We start from the raw sequence: 17,828 nt of genomic DNA, 5'->3' as shown, positions 1-17,828 counted from the left end.
GGGCCGTCGCCTGACTACGGGCATTCAGTGATCCACCGCTTCAGCACGATGGTCGTCAGCGAGGTGCCAATGATCGCCCGGCGGCGTGCGTGGCAGTCCCCGGCGCGAGTGCTTCGCGCAGCGTCTGCGCCACCCGACGGGCCTCCTGGTAGGCGCCGTGCGAACCTGCCGTTTCCGAGGTGTAGTCCCCGGCGAAGTGGATGTTTCCGACGCTGCGCTGGAGATCCGGCAGGGCCACGTTGCGTTTCGGGGACAGCACGGAGAAGCAATGCTCCCAAGTGGCCGCCGCCGCACCCACGGTCCGACCGCGCAGCTGCGGCGCAACCTCCAGGAAGTCCTCGGTCCATACCCGGATCAGCTCTTCGTCGCATTCGATCCCCGGAATAAATCCTGCCGAATTGCCGTAGCAGGTGAACCTGACGATTCCGTCGGCCGGCAGAACACCGGGCTGGGGATTGATGATGGCGTCAAACTTCTTGCCCACCGTCGAAACGAAGGACCAGTCCGCGAATTCCGGCACACCCTCGATGTTGGCGGCGATGGTGAACGTCGTGCTGCCCGGCGTCTCAGCGGCCTGGAGCGCCTTGTGCTTCCAGCCGGGCAGGGACTCGCAAAGGCCGGCCACCAGCGGTGCCGGCACCGCCATCACCACTTGCCGGGCCAGTAGCACCTCCTGCCCGCTTTCGCTGGTAGCACGCACTTCAAGCAGGCCGTCCAGGTCCTTGACGCTGTGGACCCGAACGCCGGTCCGGATGGCCGTGCCGGCGCCGGCGTTGGCTGCGAGGGCACGCGGCAGGGCCTGCATTCCGTTCACGGGGTACAGGCGGTTGTCCCTTTCGTGCGCGATGTAACTGCCGAGGTAGCGCAGGGCATACTTCGCCGAGAGCTGGGCAGCATCGCCCACTGCGCCGCCCCGGACTGCCGCCTCAATGACACTCCGGGCCGGACCCGGAAGCCCTGCAAGCCTTGCCGCCACTGTTTCGTTCGCCAGCCCCGCGGCCTTGTCCGTGATGGTTCCGTCCGACACGTTGTCCCTGTACTCGCGCGCCAGTCCTTCCATGAAATCGGCCAGCGCGATCTTGGACTCCGCCGGGAGCGGAAGCCCTTCGACGATTTCCGGAGTGGACCCTGCGACGGACGTAACGCCGTCGATATGGACGCCGTACGTAGCGGGGTGGAACGGGGCAGTCTCCTGGCCCAGTTCCTCGGCGAGCTCTTCTGCGCGGGTGCCGCGGTAGATGAACATGGCGCCGGTGTTGACGGCAGCGCCGGCGAGTTGGACGCTCCGCGTCCGTCCGCCGATATCTCCGTCCGCCTCCAGCACCTGGACGTCGATGTCCAGGTCGCGGAGCTCGTACGCGAGGGCAAGGCCTGCGGGCCCGGCCCCGACCACCACGACGTCGTGGATTGTCTTCATGCTTGACCACTTTCTTGTTTGGCGACCCAACTGACCCGCAGTAGTTGTCGTTTTGGAGCGTCAAAACGACAACTACTGCGGGTCAGTTGGGGTGTCCGCCCAGACTAAGACGAGATATGTGATCACACCAGAGTCATTCCGGAATTTGTCCCTTGAGGCACCTGATGAAGACCTCCACGGCAGGGGAACGGCCAAGGGACCGGGCAACGTAGAGTTCCGTCTGCGGCCTCCCCGCAAAGCGGCGAGTGGTGACTCCGGGCATCTGGAAGCGCTGCACCGATTCCGGCAGTACGGACACCCCCAGGCCCGCGGCGACAAGGCCGAGGACGGTTTCCTGGTGGATGGCCTGCTGGACCACGACGGGCGGGGTGGGGAGGGGCTCGAAGAGCCGCAGGACCCTCGCCACGAAGCCGGGCATCAGCCGGTAGGGAAACAGGATCATTGGCTCCCCTTCGAGGTCCCCGGGGCGAACCTCTTCGGCCGCCGCCAGGCGGTGTGTTTCCGGAAGGACCACCACCAGGTCTTCCGCGCTCAGCAGTTCGAGGTTCAGGCCGGGCACGTCACCAGGGTCCCGGATCAGTCCCAGGTCCAGGTTTCCGTCCAGCAACTGCTCAATTTGCTCGCCGCTGGTGAGGGGCTGCAGCACAAGGTCAATGCGCGGGCGCTGCTCGCGGAAAGCCCTGATGGCCTCGGGCACAGTGGTATAGCTCGCAGAACTGACGAATCCCACCCTGATCTTGCCGCTCTTCCCGGCAGCGACGTCGGCAACATCTCCGGCGGCATCATCAAGGTCCGCCACGGCGGCCTGGATCCGGTCCTTGAACGCCTCGCCGGCCGCCGTCAGCGTCACACGCCGAGTGGTGCGGTCGAAGAGCTGGACACCTAGTTCGCGCTCGAGTCCCTTGACGGCCACGGTCAGCGGCGGCTGGGTGATGTGCAGGCGTTCGGCGGCACGGCCGAAGTGCAGCTCGTCTGCGACGACGAGGAAGTACCTGAGCTGCCGGAGTTCCATGGCGATTCTTTCGGTTGACGCTAATAATTACAAGCTAAATGATATTGGACCGGCTGCACTGACGGGTGAGTTACTGGACATGAACAGGGGCGCCGCCCCGTCGCCCATTCCCCATAAGAGGAGCCATCCATGGAATCGACCGAATACGCCGTCGTCGGTGCTGGGCTGTCCGGCGCTGCCACCGCTTGGCATCTCGCCGCCCGCGGGCACGACGTTGCCCTGCTGGAGCGTTCAACCCCCGCGAATGATGCGGGCAGCTCGCACGGGTCCGCCCGCATCTTCCGCTACGCGTACCCCGAGGAGTTCTACACCGGCCTCGTCCAGGAGGCCAAGGCTGGCTGGGACGAACTGGCCCGCCTCAGCGGCAAGCAACTCATTACCCCCACCGGAGCCGTAGACTATGGCGCGATCCGCCAGCCGGAGCGCCTGGCCGCCGTGCTGGAAGCACGCGGTATTGACCACGAACTTCTGAGCCCGGAAGAAGCCAACCGCCGGTGGCCCCAAATCGCCTTTGACACCCAGGTCCTGTGGCACCCGGACGCCGGTGTGCTTGACGCCCACGAATCCGTCGCCTCCATGGTGGACCAGGCCGTGGCGCACGGCGCGGAACTTCACAACAACTGGGCTGTTGCCTCGATCTCCGGGGCCAACGGGAACTACACCCTGACGTCCGAAGACGGGCGTACATTGCGGGCCGCGAATGTGATTGTTGCCGCCGGTGGCTGGCTCCCCCAGCTGCTGGGATCGCTGTCGCTGCCCTCGTCCTTCCTGGCCGGCATGCCTTCGATCGAGGTGCGGCAGGAGCAGGCCTACCACTTCCCCTACGCCGACGGCACGGATCATGATGCTTCGCCGTGGCCGACGTTCATTCACAAGCGCGCAGGCTGGCAGGCGTACGGCCTGCCGGGCGGACGTGATGCCGGATTCCGCGGGCAAAAGGTTGCCGAGTACAACGGCGGGAAGATCCTGCCGTCGGCCGCCGAACAGGACGGACAGATCAACCCGGACAACCGCCGTCGGGTCATCGAGTACGTGGAACAGTACCTGCCGGGCCTGGTGCCGGAACCCTACGCAGAGACCACCTGCCTCTTCACCAACACCCCCACGGAGGATTTCATCCTCGACCGGGCCGACGGAATCACCGTCCTCTCCCCCTGCTCGGGCCACGGCGCCAAGTTTGCCCCGCTGATCGGGCAGCTCGCGGCGGACCTGGCAACGGGCGCGGGCGCCGTCCCTGACCAGTTCCGGCTCGCAGCCCAGGCGCAGGCAGCAGCTTCTGGAGCCCACGCATGACCCCGGGCACCGCTCCCCTGCCCCCGGCGTCAACCGCAACGGTGACCGGGCTGCTGTCGGAGATTGCAGCCACCGGCACGGATGCGCTCCGCGGCGGCTACACACGGCCGGTGTATTCCACCGCCGAACTGGACCTGCGCGGCTGGTTCATCGAACAGGCCACCAAGCGCGGGCTGGCCGTGGAAACGGACCGCAACGGCGCCATCTGGGCCTGGTGGGATGTGCCCGGCGGGGACCGCAGCAACAGCCTGGTCACCGGAAGCCACCTCGACTCGGTGCCCGGTGGAGGGGCCTTCGACGGTCCGCTCGGCGTGGCCTCCGCTCTGGTGGCCGTTGACATCCTCAAGGCACGCGTGGCCACCCCCACCCGGCCGATCGCCGTCGTGGTCTTTCCGGAGGAGGAAGGATCCCGGTTCGGCGTCGCCTGCCTCGGCTCCAGGCTGATGGCCGGCGCCATCGATCCGGACAAGGCCCGTAACCTGCGCGATCCCGACGGCTCAACTTTCGCCGACGTCGCCCGCGCCAACGGCTTGGATCCGCGCTTCGTTGGCCGGGACGAGCAGCTGCTGGGACAGATCGGCGCCTTCGTCGAACTGCATGTCGAGCAGGGCCGGGGCCTGATCGACCTGGACCAGCCCATCGCGATCGCGTCGTCGATCCTGGGACACGGCCGTTGGCGGCTGAGCGTCCGTGGCCAGGGCAACCACGCCGGGACCACGCTGATGGCCGACCGGAACGACCCCATGGTCTCGGCCTCCAGGATGGTGGTGGCCATCCGCGACATCGCCCGGAACCGGGCCCACGCCCGGGCGACAGTGGGACGCCTCCAGCCGGTGCCCGGCGGGACCAACGTCATCGCCTCGCGCGTTGATTTCTGGCTCGACGTCCGGCACCCCGACGACGCCGTGACGGCGGCTGTGGTGGAAAGCATCCACTCCCAGGCCCGGATCATCGCGGCCGAGGAAGGCTGCAGCGTGGAACTCCGGGAAGAATCGCTAAGCCCCACCGTGCATTTCGATCCCGGCCTCCAGAAGGAACTTCAGCTGGCCCTGCCGCAGGCCCCCGTCCTGGACACCGGGGCCGGACACGACGCCGGTGTCCTGGCACCCTTTGTGCCGACCGCCATGGTCTTTGTCCGGAACCCGAGCGGCGTGTCCCACTCGCCGGAGGAACACGTCGTGGATGACGACGCCGAAACCGGCGCCCAAACCCTGGCCGACGCCCTGCAGGGGCTCATGGCCTAATCCTCCGCACTTCAGAACCCAGCACCCGCGCCGAAATGTTCGGCGCGGGTGCCCTCGTTAAGAGCTGATCCAGGATCGGACCTACGCGGCTTAGTCCAGAGGCGCAGCCCGGACCATGAGGGGAACCTGGCGCCCGTCCAGCGGCGCATGCCAACGGAGGCTGGGAGCACAAAAGGGCGGTTGGATCCATTGATCCAACCGCCCTTTCTTCCGGCTCGTCCTGAAATCAGAGCTCGCTGGGTGCGCCCGGCTTGCCGACGGCGGGGTCCAGTCCGTACTTTTCGAGGATCTTCTTGATGGTTCCGTCTTCACGGAGCTTCTCGATGTCCTCGTCCAGCGCCTTGCCGAGCCCTTCGTTGTCCAGGCTGGACGGCAGCATGACCTGGCCCACCGCGGCGAACTCGGGGACATGCGTGTTCGGCTTGACGTCGATTACCTTGGCGCCCTCGATGGGGGCGTCCTTGAACCGGTTTTTGGCGGACGCGGCGGATGCCACGATAGCGTTGATGCGGCCGGCCTTGAGGTCTGAGTAGATGGACTCGTCGTCCTGGTAGATCTTGAACTTATCTCCGAGCCACTTCTGCAAGCTGTTGTTGTAGAGGTTGCCGGCCACCGAGCCGACCACCTTGCCTTCGAGGTCGTCACTGGTGAGGTCCGTTGTAGAGATGATGGCCTGGGGATCGGTCCACAGCGGTGTGCTGAGGTGGACAATCTTCGTGCGTTCCTTGGTGCGCAGCCAGCCTCCGGAGCCGATGTCGACGCGCTTGGACTGCACGGAGGGGATGACTGCTCCCGCGCCGCCCGACGTGCTGACGGTGACCTTGAGGCATTCCAGTTTGGCGATCTCGGCGATCAGGTCGCCCTCCATGCCGGTAACGCTGTCGCCGTTCAGGATGGTGGCGGGTGCATAGTCGTAGCTGGCGACGGTGAGCTCACCTTCGGTGATGGTTTTAAGGTCCTTGTGTGCCGGGGTGCAGTCGGCCGAGCTGCCAGCGGTGCTGCTGCCGCCGCAGGCGCTGAGAGAGATGGCGAGCAGGCCGGCGGCGCTGCCGGCGGAAAGTGCGCGCATCAGGGTGCGGGAATTCCTGGACATGATTGTTCCTTTGCTGTGATGGTGGGGCGGATTGCCCGGGATGGGTTGAGTTGGGTGGGTGGAGCGGGGGTCAGTTGCGTTGCAGGTGGCGGCCGAGGCGCTGTTCGAGCACCCGGACGAGGCCGAGGAAGACGAGGGTCAGGGATCCGTAGATCACGGCGGTGAGGAGGTAGACGCTGAGGTATTCGAAGGTGATGGATCCGATTTCGAAGGCTTTGGACATCAGTTCGGGCACGGCGATCACGAAGGCGAGGGCGCTGCCTTGGAAGACGAGGACGGCGAGTCCGGCCAGGGGCGGGGTGGAGATCCGCAGGGCCTGGGGCAGGATGATGAGCCGGAACCCGGTCCAGCCGCGCAGCCCTGAGGTGAGTGCTGCTTCTTTCTGCCCCAGCGGTACGGAGGCGATCCCGGCGCGGAAGTATTCGGAGGCGTAGGCGCCGGTGTTCCAGGTCAGCGCGATGACCGCTGTGGTCAGGGACGTCAGGGTGATGCCGGCGTCGGGGAGGCTGAAGTAGAGCAGGTAGAGCAGCACCAGGGCGGGCAGGCCGCGGCCGATCTCCACGAACAGGAATGAGATCCATTGCAGGGGTGCGAGTTTGGAGGCTGCCATCACGGCGAACAGCAGGCCGAGCGGGAAGCCGAAGAGCAGGGAGAGCCCGGTCAGCTGGAGGCTGACGGCCAGCCCGGGGGTGAGGTTGGGCAGCCAGCCGAGCCATTGGGTGAGCATGTCCATCACGCGACTCCGATCTTCCGGCGCAGGGTGAGGTCGACCCGGCGTGAAATCAGGGCGACGACAAGGCTGATCACGATGTACAAGGCCCCGGCGACGACGAACGAGAGCAGGCCCTCGTGGGTTTGTTTCGCGGCCTGCTGGGCGTAGTAGGTGATTTCGCGGACGCCGATGGTGGAGGCCAGTGCCGAGTCTTTCAGCAGCCCGATGCCGTAGGTGGCGATCGCGGGCAGCGCGACCCGGAACGCCTGCGGGGTGATGATGTGCCCGACCGTGGTGACGGTGGACAGGCCCAGGGCGTGCGCGGCTTCACGCTGCCCGTCCGGGATGCTCAGCAGCCCGGAGCGGTAGATTTCGGCCATGAACGCCGAGGCGATGATGGAAAAGCCGATGATCGCGGCCTGGATGGTGGTCAGGCGCAGCGAGTACTGGGGCAGGCCGAAGTAGATCAGGAACAGCCAGGTGATCGGCGGGATCACCCGGACCACGTTGATATACAGGGTCGCAGCGGCCCGGACGACCGCAAACGATGAGCGGGCGGCGCCGACGAGAACCAAACCGATGATCCCGCCGATCGCCAGGGAGGCGCCGGTGACGTAGAGGGTGAGTCCGACGCCCTGGGCGATGGAGGACAGCAGTTGGGTGATCATCGCTTGTGTCACCGGTCCAGGACGGCTTTGAGGAACTGCCGGGTGCGTTCGTTCTCTGGTTGCGACATGACCTGTTCGGACGGGCCGATCTCCAGCACGCCGCCGTTGCCCATCACCATGATCCGGTCCGAGACATCGCGGGCGAAGTGCATCTCGTGCGTGACCACGAGCATCGTCATGCCCTCGTCCGCGAGGTCCCGCATGACGGCGAGGACCTCCAGGCCGATCTCCGGATCAAGCGCCGAGGTCGGTTCGTCGAAGAGCATGACCTTCGGTGACAGGGCCAGGGCCCGGGCGATCGCGATGCGCTGCTGCTGCCCGCCCGACAGCCGGGCCGGGTACGCCTTGGCCTTGTCCGGCAGCCCGACGCGCTGGAGCAGCTTTTCCGCGGTGTCCTGCGCCTGCTCCCTGCTCGCGCCCAGGACCTTTCGCTGGGGCAGGGTGATGTTCTCCATCACGGTCAGGTGCGGGAACAGGTTGAAGCTTTGGAAGACCATGCCGGTCACCCGGCGGAGGTGGTCCAGGGACGCCTTGCCCGGCAGTTTCCCGCCGGCCACCACGCGGGCACCGCCGATCGCGATCGTGCCCTCGGTCGGTGTTTCCAGGTAGTTCAGGCACCGCAGGAACGTGCTCTTGCCTGCCCCGGACGGCCCGATAATCGAGACCACCTCACCCTCGTTCATCACCAGATTCACATCCGACAACACACGGGCCGCGCCGTAACTCTTGCCGAGCCCCGAAACCACCACCTCGCCAGAGAGCGCGGTAGGCGGCAATTTCGTGCCAAAACTTAAACCCATAATTCGTTTCCTTCGGGTAGCGGACGCGTGCACCACGACATCGGTCCGCGCATGTTGGATGATTCTGCAAGGGCCGGGCGGTAGCTCAGCGCCTGCATAAGCTGTCAGATGATGCCTCGGCGCATCATCTGAGTGCCGGCGGAGGCCTCCGGCTGACGGTTAAATCCCTGGTGTTGGGTGCCAGGATGACCCCGGCCGCTTGGGAGGCCGGGCCGGATGTGGTTGGAGTCACATTCAGAACTGTAATCTGTGATCACATATCCGTCAATGGGTTTGGTGTAACACGGCGGTAAATTCATCCCGACCGCGCGACGGTCGCCGCACTGTCGGGCCGTCCGCGGTCCTGGCCTAGTCCGCCTCGGGGCCACTGCAGTAAAGGCAGCCGTCCATGCAGCCTTCATCCTCGTCAGGCAGCGCGATCGGTACAGGGATTGCCGTCATGGATCAATTCCTTTCGAACCGGGAAAAATTAATTCCCGCGCCCTCTTGTGTGATTTGTGATCACAAGATACTGTGGTCTACACAACACCCGCAAGGGGGTTGGAGAAAAAATCGCCGGACCCAAATCCAGGGAACGGCCGGGAACCGCGGTCCGCCCGCGGCGACTCTTAGGAAGTACACAATGCCGAACAGACTTCTTCTGCATGTCGCAGAGAACAAGAAACTCGAAGCCATTGCCACACGGAACAGGCTGACCCGCCCCCTCGTGGACCGGTACGTCGCCGGCCGCGGACTGGTTGAGGCCTGGAAAGCCACCAAGGCCCTCAACCAGGCGGGTATCGATGTCAGCCTGGACTTGCTGGGCGAATCGGTTCAGGATCTGGGGCAGTCAAAGGCGGCCACCCAGGAATACCAGGGGGCCATCGAGAACATTCAGAGCCAGGCGCCCGGCTCTACCGTCTCCGTGAAGCTGTCGCAGCTGGGGATCATGATCGACCGTCAGGAGTGTGCCAACAACCTGAAGACGCTCCTGGACGCTGCAGCAACGCATGGGGCCACCGTGGAGGTGGACATGGAACACAGCTCTGTCGGCCGCGACACGCTGGCCATTTTCAAGAGCATCCTTCCTGACCACCCGAACACGCGAGTGGCAATCCAGGCGAGCATGCGGCAGACTCCTGAGGACCTGCTGTCCTTCGTCGAGATCAAGCCGCGGATCCGGCTGGTGAAGGGCGCGTTCGACGAGACCTCGTCAGACGCCCTCTGCGATGCGGACGAAGTCACCGAGCAGTACAAGTACCTGTCCCGATGGGCGCTGCAGCACTTGCCCGATCCAGCCTTCGGCACCCACGACGACACCTGCATTGACGTCATCAAGGACACTGCCCGCGAGCTGGGGCTGGACAAGCGCTCCTTCGAGTTCCAGATGCTCTACGGGGTCCGGCGGAAGCTGCAGGATGAACTGGTCCGGGATGGATACCGGGTCCGCGTTTACCTCCCCTACGGCACGCAGTGGTATCCGTACCTGATGCGCCGCATGGCCGAGAAGCCGGCCAACCTCCTGCTCTTCCTTCGCTCCCTCATTGGAGGCTGAACCGGCTTTGCCGTAGGCTTCGATGTGATCACATATCAATCTTTGAGCGCTGCGGTGCGGAGCGGGGAACGCCATGAGCCTTCAAACGTCCAGTCCAGTCACCCCCACATTGGTGGCTGACCAGGTGTATGAGGTACTGGAGAACGCCATCCTCACCGGGTCCCTCGAATCCGGATCACCGCTGAGGGTCCGCGACCTGGCCGCCATGGTGGGCACCAGCGTCATGCCCGTGCGGGAAGCGATCCGGCGCCTGGAAGAGGCAGGGCTGGCCACACGCATCCCCCACAAGGGTGCCGCCGTCAGGACGTTCACTGTCACCGAGCTGATTCACATCTACGACGTGCGGACCATCCTGGAGGTACAGGCGGCAACCCAGGGCGCCAGCCGGGTCAACCGCCCGGACCTGGGGGACATGAAAGCGTCCTGCGCCAAGATGCAAAAGGCGGTTGCGGAAGGCCGCATCATCGACGCCCTGGACCTTGACGAGGACGTCCTCAGGACCCTGTACCGGGCGTCCGGAAATCCCGTCCTCGTCAGCACCATCGAACAGCTTTGGCTCCAGTGCCGGCCCTACAAGGTCATCGGCGCAACTGAAGCCCTCGCCCAGAACGACAACACCCTCTGGACCACGCAGCCAGCTTTGGTCCAGGCACTGGTTGCCGGCGACGCCGCCGCAGCAACCACCATCACCGCGGACTCACTGGCCAGCGCCCTCCGCAGGCTGGAGCGCCGCCTCGAAACCCACTAACCAATCCGTGCCGACCGGCCCGGAACGTCCAAGAGGAGATACCCAGATAATGTCCACCCAATCAGTCAGCGTTACTGGAAACTTCAAGGTGCCGACCCCGTACAACGAGCCGTCACGCGAATTCCGCCCCGGCTCCCCCGAAGCAGCCTCCGTCAAGAAGGTGATCGCCGAGGTGACTTCCAGCGTTCGCGAGCTGCCGCACGTCATCAACGGAGTAAGGTCCATGACCGGCGAACTGCGCGACGTCACGGCTCCCCACCGCCACGCCCAGGTGCTGGGCCGCATCCCCACCGCCGATGAGGCAGTCGTCCAGTCTGCGATCGAGGCAGCCCTGGCCGCCCAGCACGACTGGTCCAGGACTCCCTGGTGGGAGCGGGCCGCCATCTTCCTGCGTGCCGGAGAGCTTGCCGCCGGAAAATACCGTGACGAGCTGGTGGCCACCACCATTCTTGGCCAGTCCAAGACGTTCCACCAGGCGGAAATTGATGCCGCCAGTGAGGTAGCGGACTTTTTCCGCTACAACGCCCACCTTGCCCAGCAGATCTTCGCCGACCAACCTGCCTCCCTGCAGGGTGAAGGCAACACGCTGGACCAGCGCGGCCTCGAAGGCTTTGTCCTGGCCATCACGCCGTTCAACTTCACCGCCATTGGGAGCAACCTGCCCACCACCCCCGCCCTCATGGGTAACACGGTGGTCTGGAAGTGCTCTGAGAAGGCGGCACTCAGCAACGACGTTCTCATGCGGATGTTCGAGGAAGCCGGCCTGCCGCCGGGTGTCATCAACCTGGTCCACGGCTCGGGCCGTGCGATCTCCGACCAGGCGATGAGCCACCCGGAGTTTGCGGGACTGAACTTCACGGGTTCCACGGACGTATTTCGCAGCCTCTGGAAGAAGGCCGGCGACAACATCGACAACTACCGCTCCTTCCCCCGCCTCGTAGGCGAAACGGGCGGCAAGAACGCCGTCGTGGTGCACCCCACCGCCGATGCCGATGCCCTCCGCGCTGCCCTGATCCGCAGTAGCTTCGAGTACTCGGGCCAGAAGTGCTCCGCGTCATCGCGCACCTACATCCCGCGCAGCATCTGGACCCGGATCAAGGACGAACTCGTCGAAACCACCAAGTCGCTCCGCCTGGGCGATCCGGCCGAGCACCAGACGTTCCTCGGCGCCGTCATTGACGAGACGTCCCTGCGCAAGCTGGAGACCGCCATCGAGAAGGCCAAGGCCCTCCCGAGCCACACGCTCCTGGCCGGCGGCAACGTCCACGCGGAAGAAGGCTGGTTCGTCGAACCCACCATCTTCGAGACTACCGATCCCCACGCCTTCACCATGAGCGAGGAATTCTTCGGTCCCCTCCTGACGGTCTACGTCTACGAGGATGCCGAGTGGGAGTCGGTACTGGACCTGGTAGACCAGACCAGCAACTACGCGCTGACCCTGTCCATCTTTGCCAACGACCGCCGCGCCATCTCACTGGCGCTGGACAAGCTGCGCAACGCCTCGGGCATGACGTACATCAATGACAAGCCCACCGGTGCGCTCATGGGCCAGGTCTCCTTCGGCGGCGGCCGCGCCTCCGGCACCAACGACAAGACCGGTTCCCGCCTGGCACTGCAGCGCTGGCTCAGCGGCCGCTTCATCCACGAGAACTTCTCGCCCTCCAGCGAATGGCGCCAGCCCTACCTCGCTGACTAATCAAGCCCGGGCCTTTCCTGACCGGCTGGGTGCGCACACGCGCACCCAGCCTCCAACCGCCGTCGGACTCCCTCGCAACGGAACCGAACGGCTTCCCAGCAGCCGCTGCCTGACCTGTCCAGGCAGCGGCTGCTGCCCTCTCCGGCCTTCCACCCAGCCACGGAAGTTCACCCATGAAGAAACGCATCAGCTCCCGACCCAAAACCAGCCCAAGTGCACTGCCACCCCTGAAGCGCCGTGACGAACGCGGCACGGCGATGTCCATCCTGCTCCTGTTCGCCCGCCACAGGACCCTGAGCAGCGAGCAGATTTCCGGCCTCCTTCGGATCCCGGCCTCCACCGTCTACCGTCACCTCCAGACCCTGCTGCAGGCAGGCTTCGTGGTGGAAAACCAGCTCATCGGCCGCTATTCGGCCGGACCTGAAGTGGTGCGGCTTGCCAACAACTACCGCGAGGAAGCCCTGGCCCAGGGCGAGGTGCGGCACAGGCTCGAGCAATTGTCACAGGACACCGGCGAGCTGGCCGCCTACCTGGTGCAGAGCAGTGACGAAGTGCTGTGCGTGGAGTCCGTGGAAAGCGCCCACATCCTCAGCTGCAGTTACGCCGCCGGACGTTCCCGCCCCCTCCTGAACGGGGCCAGCGCACGGGCCATCCTCGCCTTCCTTCCGGATGAGGAAAAGGACGACCTCCTGGCCCGCCACTTCCTCCGCCCGGACGAGGGACTCGCCCTCCGCTCCGACCTGGAGACCATCCGGGAACGCGGCTTTGCCACCAGTTCGGGCGCCCTGGCCCCGGGCGTCTGGGGCGCCAGCGCCCCGGTGTTCGACGACGGCGGCCGGCTTGCCGGCGTCGTCACCACCATGGTGCCGCTCGAGCGGGCAGCCACCGATGAGGCGCATGCCGGCTTCATCAGCAGCACCCGCCAGGCGGCTGCCGACCTCAGCCAGGTCGCCGCACCTGTTTGACCCGGCCACGTTCGTACCATCGGCGGCTTAGGGATGACGGCGACGACGGCGATCCCATGGGGGCGCCGTCGCGGCCGACAGCCCGGGAAATAAGCGCGAAACCGGTCCGTGCGCCATAGGATCATCCCATGCCAGGAAAAAAATCCGACGTCCCCCAACAGCCGGAGAACAAGAAGGTTGGGTTGGCGGCCGCCGTGGGATCCTCGCCGGCTTTTGCCGTCACCCCCACGCTCGTGGCGGACCAGGTCTATGAGGCTTTGCGGACCGCCATCCTCACGGGCGAACTGGCCGGGGGCTCCCCGCTGCGCGTCCGCGATGTGGCCGAGATGGTCGGCACCAGCGTCATGCCGGTCAGGGAAGCCATCCGCCGGCTCGAGGAGACCGGACTTGCCACGCGGGTGGCCGCCCACCGGGGCGCAGTTGTCCGGGAATTCACGGTCGGTGAACTGATCCATATCTACGAAGTCAGGGCAACGCTGGAGGTGGAGGCCGCGCGGCGCGGCGCCGCCAACGTCACCGACGCCGACGTGGCCCGCATGGAGACCGCCCTGGCCCGCCTGCAGAAGGCAGTGGCGGAACGCCGCGTCTCGGATGCGCTGGACGATGACGAAGATCTGCTCCGGACGCTCTACTCTGCGGGCGGAAACCCGGTTCTGGTGAGCGTCATCGAAACGCTCTGGCTGCAGTGCCGGCCGTACAAAGTCATCGGCGCAACTGAAGCCATGGAGCACGAGGACGGCAGCCTGTGGACCCCGCAGCCGGCCATCCTGGAAGCAGCCCGGGCACGCGACGTGAAGGAAGCCACCAGGCTCACCAAGCAGTCTTTGGCCAGCGCCCGGCAGCGTCTTGAGAAGCGCCTCGTTCCGCACTAGCTCGTTCCGCACCGCGTTGCTCCGAGGGGGCCGCTTCCCGTACGCGTCGGTTGTGTTGAATCGAATCAAACCTTGGCGCACCTCAGGCATTGACAGCCGCGGCGGGGGTGCCCTACCGTGTGAGGTGATTCACAATGAATCGATTCATAAAAGGAGTAGCGGCCATGGACGACAGCTACGGCGTCGATCTCCGAAGCAGCCCAAACGCCCCAGCCACAGCGGCCCCCGTCCTGGAACTGCGGGATATCCACAAGTCATTTGGCGCCGTGAAAGCGCTGCGCGGTGCAAACCTCAGCCTGCACAAGGGGCAGGTGACGGCGCTGGTGGGCGAGAACGGCGCCGGCAAGTCCACCATGGTCAAGACACTCGCCGGGCTGCATCAGCAGGACCGCGGACAGGTCTTCCTGGACGGTGAAGAGGTGTCCTTCCGCGACCCGCTCCACGCCCGGGAGGCCGGGATCGCGGTGATCTACCAGGAACCCACGATGTTCCCCGACCTGACGGTCGCGGAAAACATCTTCATGGGCCGCCAGCCGGTCCGGTCCCTGCGGCGCATCGACCGGAAGGCCATGCGCCAGCAGGCGCTCGAACTCTTCCGCCAGCTCGGCGTCAAAGTCGATCCCGACCGGGCCGCGCAGGGCCTGTCCATCGCCGACCAGCAGGTGGTGGAAATCGCCAAGGCCATCAGCCTCAACGCCCGCGTCCTCATCATGGATGAGCCGACGGCGGCACTCAGCGGCGTGGAAGTCGACCGGCTCTTCGCCGTGACCCGCACCCTGCAGGAACGCGGCGCGGCCGTGCTGTTCATTTCGCACCGCTTCGAGGAAGTCTTCGCCCTGGCGGACTGGATCACCGTGATGCGCGACGGCGCGCACGTGGCCACCTCGCCCGCCGCCGCCCTCACCGTTGACGAAGTGATCCGGCAGATGGTCGGCCGTGACGTGGCATCGCTCTTCCCCAAGCAGGAAACAGTCATCGGCGAGATCGCGCTTGACGTCAGGGGACTCAGCCGGAAAGGCGTGTTCTCGGACATCTCCTTCACTGTGAGGTCCGGTGAGATCGTGGGGCTGAGCGGCCTCGTCGGTGCCGGCCGGTCCGAGGTTGCCCGGGCGATCTTCGGCATCGACAAGTACGATTCGGGCTCAATCCAGGTCCGCAGCCAGACTCTCAGGCCGCTCTCCCCCCGCGACTCCATGGCCGCCGGCGTGGGGTTCGTCCCCGAAGACCGGCGCAAACAGGGCCTGGTCATGGAGCTGAATGTCAGCCGCAACCTGACCCTGACGCTGCGCAAAAAACTGAGCCGCTTCGGGCTCCTGACCAACCAGGCGGAGGCCCAGTCCACCAAGGAATGGGCGAAAAAGCTCCAGATCAAGGCCGGAGCACCGACGTCGCCGATCTCCACCCTGTCCGGCGGCAACCAGCAGAAGGTGGTCCTCGGCAAATGGCTGGCCACCGGCCCCAAAGTGCTGATCATCGACGAGCCGACCCGCGGCATCGACGTCGGCACGAAATCCGAGGTGCACCGGCTCATCTCTGAACTCGCCGGGACGGGCCTCGCCGTCCTCATGATCTCCTCGGAACTGCCGGAAATCCTGGGCATGTCCGACCGCGTGCTGGTGATGCATGAAGGCAGGATCACGGCGGAGCTCAGCCGCAGCGAAGCGACAGAGGAAACCGTGATGACGGCAGCCACCGGAGCTGATCCATCCACCAAGGAGACCCCGGCGTGACAACATTAGCCCTCAACCGCCAGCCGTCGACCGCGTGGCTGGGAACGCTGACCCGCTCGCGCGAGTTCAGCGTCTTCCTGGCGCTGGCGATCCTTGTCGCCGCCACGGTGGCCGCCAATCCGCGGTTCCTCAGTGCGCAAAGCACCAAGGACCTGCTCCTGAATTCCTCGATCCTGGTGATCCTCGCCGTCGGCCAGGCCATCGTCATCGTCACCAAGAACGTGGACCTCTCCGTCGGCTCCGTCCTGGGGCTGACCGCCTTCGCCACCGGCAAGATCTTCATCGCGCTGCCCGACCTGCCGGTGGTCGCCATGCTGGCCATCGGCGTCGGCCTCGGCGCTCTCCTCGGAGCCGTCAACGGCGCACTCATCGCAGTGGCCAAGGTCCCCTCGCTCGTGGTTACGCTCGGAACGCTGTACATCTTCCGCGGCGTCGACTTCGCCTGGGCGCAGGGCCAGCAGATCAGCCCCTCCAACCTGCCGGAGGCCTTCCTGGCGCTCGGCAGCGGCGCCGTGCTGGGACTCCCCTACCTGGCCCTCATTGCCCTGGCCGTCGTCATCGCCTTCGGGCTCTACCTGCGGAACTACCGCTCAGGACGCGAGTTCTACGCCATCGGCTCCGACGTCCTGGCCGCACGGCTGTACGGAATCGGCGTCGGCCGGAAGGTCTTCACAGCCTTCGCCATCTCCGGGGCCCTCGCCGGCCTGGCCGGCATCATCTACGCAGCCAAGTACGGCAACCTCGACGCGACGGCGGGGCAGGGCCTGGAGCTCAACGTTGTGGCGGCCGCCGTCGTCGGGGGTGTGGCCATCGCAGGCGGCGTCGGCACCGTCTACGGGGCGGCCATCGGCGCCGTCCTCCTGACCACCATCACCTCGGCACTGCCCGTCCTGGGGGTCTCGCCCTTCTGGCAGCGGGCCATGATCGGCGCGCTCATCCTGGCATCCATCGCCCTGGACCGTTACCTTGCCCTGCGCACCGAGCGCCGCCTGAGAGGACACGACAAGCATGCTGGCTGACACAGCACGGCCCGCGGCCGTCCGGGACACAGCCCCGCGCCTTGGCTTCCTCCGCAGCTGGGACACCGCGATCATCATCGCCGTCCTCCTCAGCATCGCGGTCGCCTCGGCAACGGTGACGGGGTTCGCCTCGCCCCGCAACACCGGGTTCCTCCTCATCGACCTGATCCCCATCCTGCTCCTCGCCCTGCCCATGACCCTGATCATCCTCACCGGGGAAATCGACCTGTCCGTTGCCAGCGTTGCCGGATTCGTCAGCTGCGTCTTCGGATCCCTCTGGAACGCCGGCCTGTCGCTGGAGCTGATCATTCCCCTGTGCATCGTCCTGGGCGCGGTGTCGGGTGCCGTCAACGGCGTCCTGGTCTCCGTGCTGGGGCTGCCTTCGCTTGCCGTCACCATCGGCACCCTCGCCCTCTACCGAGGCCTGGCGTTCGTGGTGCTCGGTGACCAGGCGGTCACCAGCTTCCCTCGGGCCATCACCAGCGGCCTGCAGGCCAAGATCGGCGCTACCGGCATCCCGGTGTGGATCATCCCGGTGATCATCCTCGCCATCATCTTCGGCGTGGTGCTCCACTTCACCGGGTTGGGACGCTCGCTCTTCGCCATTGGCTACAGCGAAGAGGCGGCCCGCTTCGCCGGCATCCGGGTGGCGCAAACGAAGTTCTGGCTCTTCATCGTCTCCGGCGCGGTGGCCGCACTCGTGGGCATCTGGTGGACGCTGCGCTACGGCAGTGCCCGCGGCGACAACGCCACCGGCCTCGAGCTGTCCGTGATCGCGGCCGTCCTGCTGGGCGGCGTGTCGATCTTCGGCGGCAAGGGCAGCCTGCCGGGCGTCATCGCGGGTGTGGTCCTGCTCGGCATCCTCCGCAACGCCCTCCAGCTGGCCCGCGTCCCGGAGGACACGCTGTCCATGCTCACCGGCGGCTTGCTGATCCTCGCGGTGGTGGCCCCCAACGCCATTGCGTGGGGCCGGACCCTCTCCCGCAGGAAAACCAGTTCCTAGCCCGCCGTTCCCACTCCAACAA

General features: G+C 65.9%; 16 protein-coding genes. 10 read left to right on the top strand and 6 right to left on the bottom strand.

The features are described from left to right. Positions 1-55: 55 nt before the first annotated feature. Positions 56-1,417 (bottom strand): flavin monoamine oxidase family protein, encoded by a 1,362-nt coding sequence (locus ACTHQX_RS06375; protein WP_440156336.1) that lies wholly within the window; start codon positions 1,415-1,417, stop codon positions 56-58. A gap of 133 nt (positions 1,418-1,550) precedes the next feature. Further along, positions 1,551-2,429, bottom strand: a complete 879-nt coding sequence (locus ACTHQX_RS06370; protein WP_440156334.1) for a LysR family transcriptional regulator — start codon at positions 2,427-2,429, stop codon at positions 1,551-1,553. 129 nt (positions 2,430-2,558) lie between these two features. Between ACTHQX_RS06370 and ACTHQX_RS06365 the strand changes: the two genes are divergently transcribed. Next, positions 2,559-3,722, top strand: a complete 1,164-nt coding sequence (locus ACTHQX_RS06365) for an FAD-dependent oxidoreductase (RefSeq protein ID WP_440156332.1) — start codon at positions 2,559-2,561, stop codon at positions 3,720-3,722. Beyond that, positions 3,719-4,966 carry an allantoate amidohydrolase gene (locus ACTHQX_RS06360; protein ID WP_440156331.1) on the top strand — a complete coding sequence of 416 codons (1,248 nt, stop codon included), beginning with the start codon at positions 3,719-3,721 and terminating at the stop codon, positions 4,964-4,966. The genes ACTHQX_RS06365 and ACTHQX_RS06360 overlap by 4 nt, the downstream gene beginning before the upstream one ends. Before the next feature lie 226 nt (positions 4,967-5,192). Here ACTHQX_RS06360 and ACTHQX_RS06355 read toward each other — a convergent pair whose 3' ends face one another. The 4 genes from ACTHQX_RS06355 to ACTHQX_RS06340 form a co-directional block, all read right to left on the bottom strand. Then, the gene (locus ACTHQX_RS06355) at positions 5,193-6,059 is read right to left on the bottom strand and encodes a substrate-binding periplasmic protein (protein ID WP_440156329.1); all 867 of its coding nucleotides are present in this window, start codon (positions 6,057-6,059) and stop codon (positions 5,193-5,195) included. Positions 6,060-6,129: 70 nt separating this feature from the next. Continuing rightward, complete coding sequence (locus ACTHQX_RS06350) at positions 6,130-6,786, bottom strand: amino acid ABC transporter permease (RefSeq protein ID WP_440156328.1); 657 nt, start codon at positions 6,784-6,786, stop codon at positions 6,130-6,132. Positions 6,787-6,791: 5 nt separating this feature from the next. Next, on the bottom strand, positions 6,792-7,439 hold the full coding sequence (locus tag ACTHQX_RS06345) for an amino acid ABC transporter permease (protein WP_440156326.1): 648 nt from the start codon (positions 7,437-7,439) through the stop codon (positions 6,792-6,794). Positions 7,440-7,447: 8 nt separating this feature from the next. Continuing rightward, complete coding sequence (locus ACTHQX_RS06340; protein ID WP_440156325.1) at positions 7,448-8,239, bottom strand: amino acid ABC transporter ATP-binding protein; 792 nt, start codon at positions 8,237-8,239, stop codon at positions 7,448-7,450. A gap of 622 nt (positions 8,240-8,861) precedes the next feature. Between ACTHQX_RS06340 and ACTHQX_RS06335 the strand changes: the two genes are divergently transcribed. The 8 genes from ACTHQX_RS06335 to ACTHQX_RS06300 all read left to right on the top strand — a co-directional run bounded on the left by ACTHQX_RS06335 (position 8,862) and on the right by ACTHQX_RS06300 (position 17,806). After that, entirely contained in the window at positions 8,862-9,773 is a 912-nt protein-coding gene (locus ACTHQX_RS06335; RefSeq protein ID WP_440156323.1) for a proline dehydrogenase family protein, read from the top strand. A gap of 73 nt (positions 9,774-9,846) precedes the next feature. After that, the gene (locus tag ACTHQX_RS06330) at positions 9,847-10,521 is read left to right on the top strand and encodes a GntR family transcriptional regulator (protein WP_236808690.1); all 675 of its coding nucleotides are present in this window, start codon (positions 9,847-9,849) and stop codon (positions 10,519-10,521) included. A gap of 49 nt (positions 10,522-10,570) precedes the next feature. Further along, complete coding sequence (pruA, locus tag ACTHQX_RS06325) at positions 10,571-12,217, top strand: L-glutamate gamma-semialdehyde dehydrogenase (RefSeq protein WP_440156321.1); 1,647 nt, start codon at positions 10,571-10,573, stop codon at positions 12,215-12,217. 173 nt (positions 12,218-12,390) lie between these two features. After that, complete coding sequence (locus ACTHQX_RS06320; protein WP_440156320.1) at positions 12,391-13,182, top strand: IclR family transcriptional regulator; 792 nt, start codon at positions 12,391-12,393, stop codon at positions 13,180-13,182. A gap of 128 nt (positions 13,183-13,310) precedes the next feature. Next, the gene (locus ACTHQX_RS06315; protein WP_440156319.1) at positions 13,311-14,054 is read left to right on the top strand and encodes a GntR family transcriptional regulator; all 744 of its coding nucleotides are present in this window, start codon (positions 13,311-13,313) and stop codon (positions 14,052-14,054) included. Between the two features lie 164 nt (positions 14,055-14,218). Then, complete coding sequence (locus tag ACTHQX_RS06310) at positions 14,219-15,784, top strand: sugar ABC transporter ATP-binding protein (RefSeq protein ID WP_440156318.1); 1,566 nt, start codon at positions 14,219-14,221, stop codon at positions 15,782-15,784. Beyond that, positions 15,781-16,803: an ABC transporter permease gene (locus ACTHQX_RS06305; protein WP_440156316.1), complete on the top strand. Its 1,023-nt coding sequence runs from the start codon at positions 15,781-15,783 to the stop codon at positions 16,801-16,803. The genes ACTHQX_RS06310 and ACTHQX_RS06305 overlap by 4 nt, the downstream gene beginning before the upstream one ends. Further along, positions 16,793-17,806, top strand: a complete 1,014-nt coding sequence (locus ACTHQX_RS06300) for an ABC transporter permease (protein ID WP_236808638.1) — start codon at positions 16,793-16,795, stop codon at positions 17,804-17,806. The genes ACTHQX_RS06305 and ACTHQX_RS06300 overlap by 11 nt, the downstream gene beginning before the upstream one ends. The last annotated feature ends 22 nt before the right edge of the window (positions 17,807-17,828 follow it).

This window comes from Arthrobacter sp. SAFR-023 (assembly GCF_051965295.1).
Classification (GTDB): Bacteria; Actinomycetota; Actinomycetes; order Actinomycetales; family Micrococcaceae; genus Arthrobacter.
This window is presented reverse-complemented; position numbering and strand designations above follow the sequence as displayed.

What these genes read in the sequence shown, in the direction of transcription:
- ACTHQX_RS06375 (WP_440156336.1), bottom strand. Translation starts at nt 1,417, where the DNA reads ATGAAGACAATCCACGACGTCGTGGTGGTCGGGGCCGGGCCCGCAGGC.
- ACTHQX_RS06370 (WP_440156334.1), bottom strand. Translation starts at nt 2,429, where the DNA reads ATGGAACTCCGGCAGCTCAGGTACTTCCTCGTCGTCGCAGACGAGCTG.
- ACTHQX_RS06365 (WP_440156332.1), top strand. Translation starts at nt 2,559, where the DNA reads ATGGAATCGACCGAATACGCCGTCGTCGGTGCTGGGCTGTCCGGCGCT.
- ACTHQX_RS06360 (WP_440156331.1), top strand. Translation starts at nt 3,719, where the DNA reads ATGACCCCGGGCACCGCTCCCCTGCCCCCGGCGTCAACCGCAACGGTG.
- ACTHQX_RS06355 (WP_440156329.1), bottom strand. Translation starts at nt 6,059, where the DNA reads ATGTCCAGGAATTCCCGCACCCTGATGCGCGCACTTTCCGCCGGCAGC.
- ACTHQX_RS06350 (WP_440156328.1), bottom strand. Translation starts at nt 6,786, where the DNA reads ATGCTCACCCAATGGCTCGGCTGGCTGCCCAACCTCACCCCCGGGCTG.
- ACTHQX_RS06345 (WP_440156326.1), bottom strand. Translation starts at nt 7,439, where the DNA reads ATGATCACCCAACTGCTGTCCTCCATCGCCCAGGGCGTCGGACTCACC.
- ACTHQX_RS06340 (WP_440156325.1), bottom strand. Translation starts at nt 8,239, where the DNA reads ATGGGTTTAAGTTTTGGCACGAAATTGCCGCCTACCGCGCTCTCTGGC.
- ACTHQX_RS06335 (WP_440156323.1), top strand. Translation starts at nt 8,862, where the DNA reads ATGCCGAACAGACTTCTTCTGCATGTCGCAGAGAACAAGAAACTCGAA.
- ACTHQX_RS06330 (WP_236808690.1), top strand. Translation starts at nt 9,847, where the DNA reads ATGAGCCTTCAAACGTCCAGTCCAGTCACCCCCACATTGGTGGCTGAC.
- pruA (WP_440156321.1), top strand. Translation starts at nt 10,571, where the DNA reads ATGTCCACCCAATCAGTCAGCGTTACTGGAAACTTCAAGGTGCCGACC.
- ACTHQX_RS06320 (WP_440156320.1), top strand. Translation starts at nt 12,391, where the DNA reads ATGAAGAAACGCATCAGCTCCCGACCCAAAACCAGCCCAAGTGCACTG.
- ACTHQX_RS06315 (WP_440156319.1), top strand. Translation starts at nt 13,311, where the DNA reads ATGCCAGGAAAAAAATCCGACGTCCCCCAACAGCCGGAGAACAAGAAG.
- ACTHQX_RS06310 (WP_440156318.1), top strand. Translation starts at nt 14,219, where the DNA reads ATGGACGACAGCTACGGCGTCGATCTCCGAAGCAGCCCAAACGCCCCA.
- ACTHQX_RS06300 (WP_236808638.1), top strand. Translation starts at nt 16,793, where the DNA reads ATGCTGGCTGACACAGCACGGCCCGCGGCCGTCCGGGACACAGCCCCG.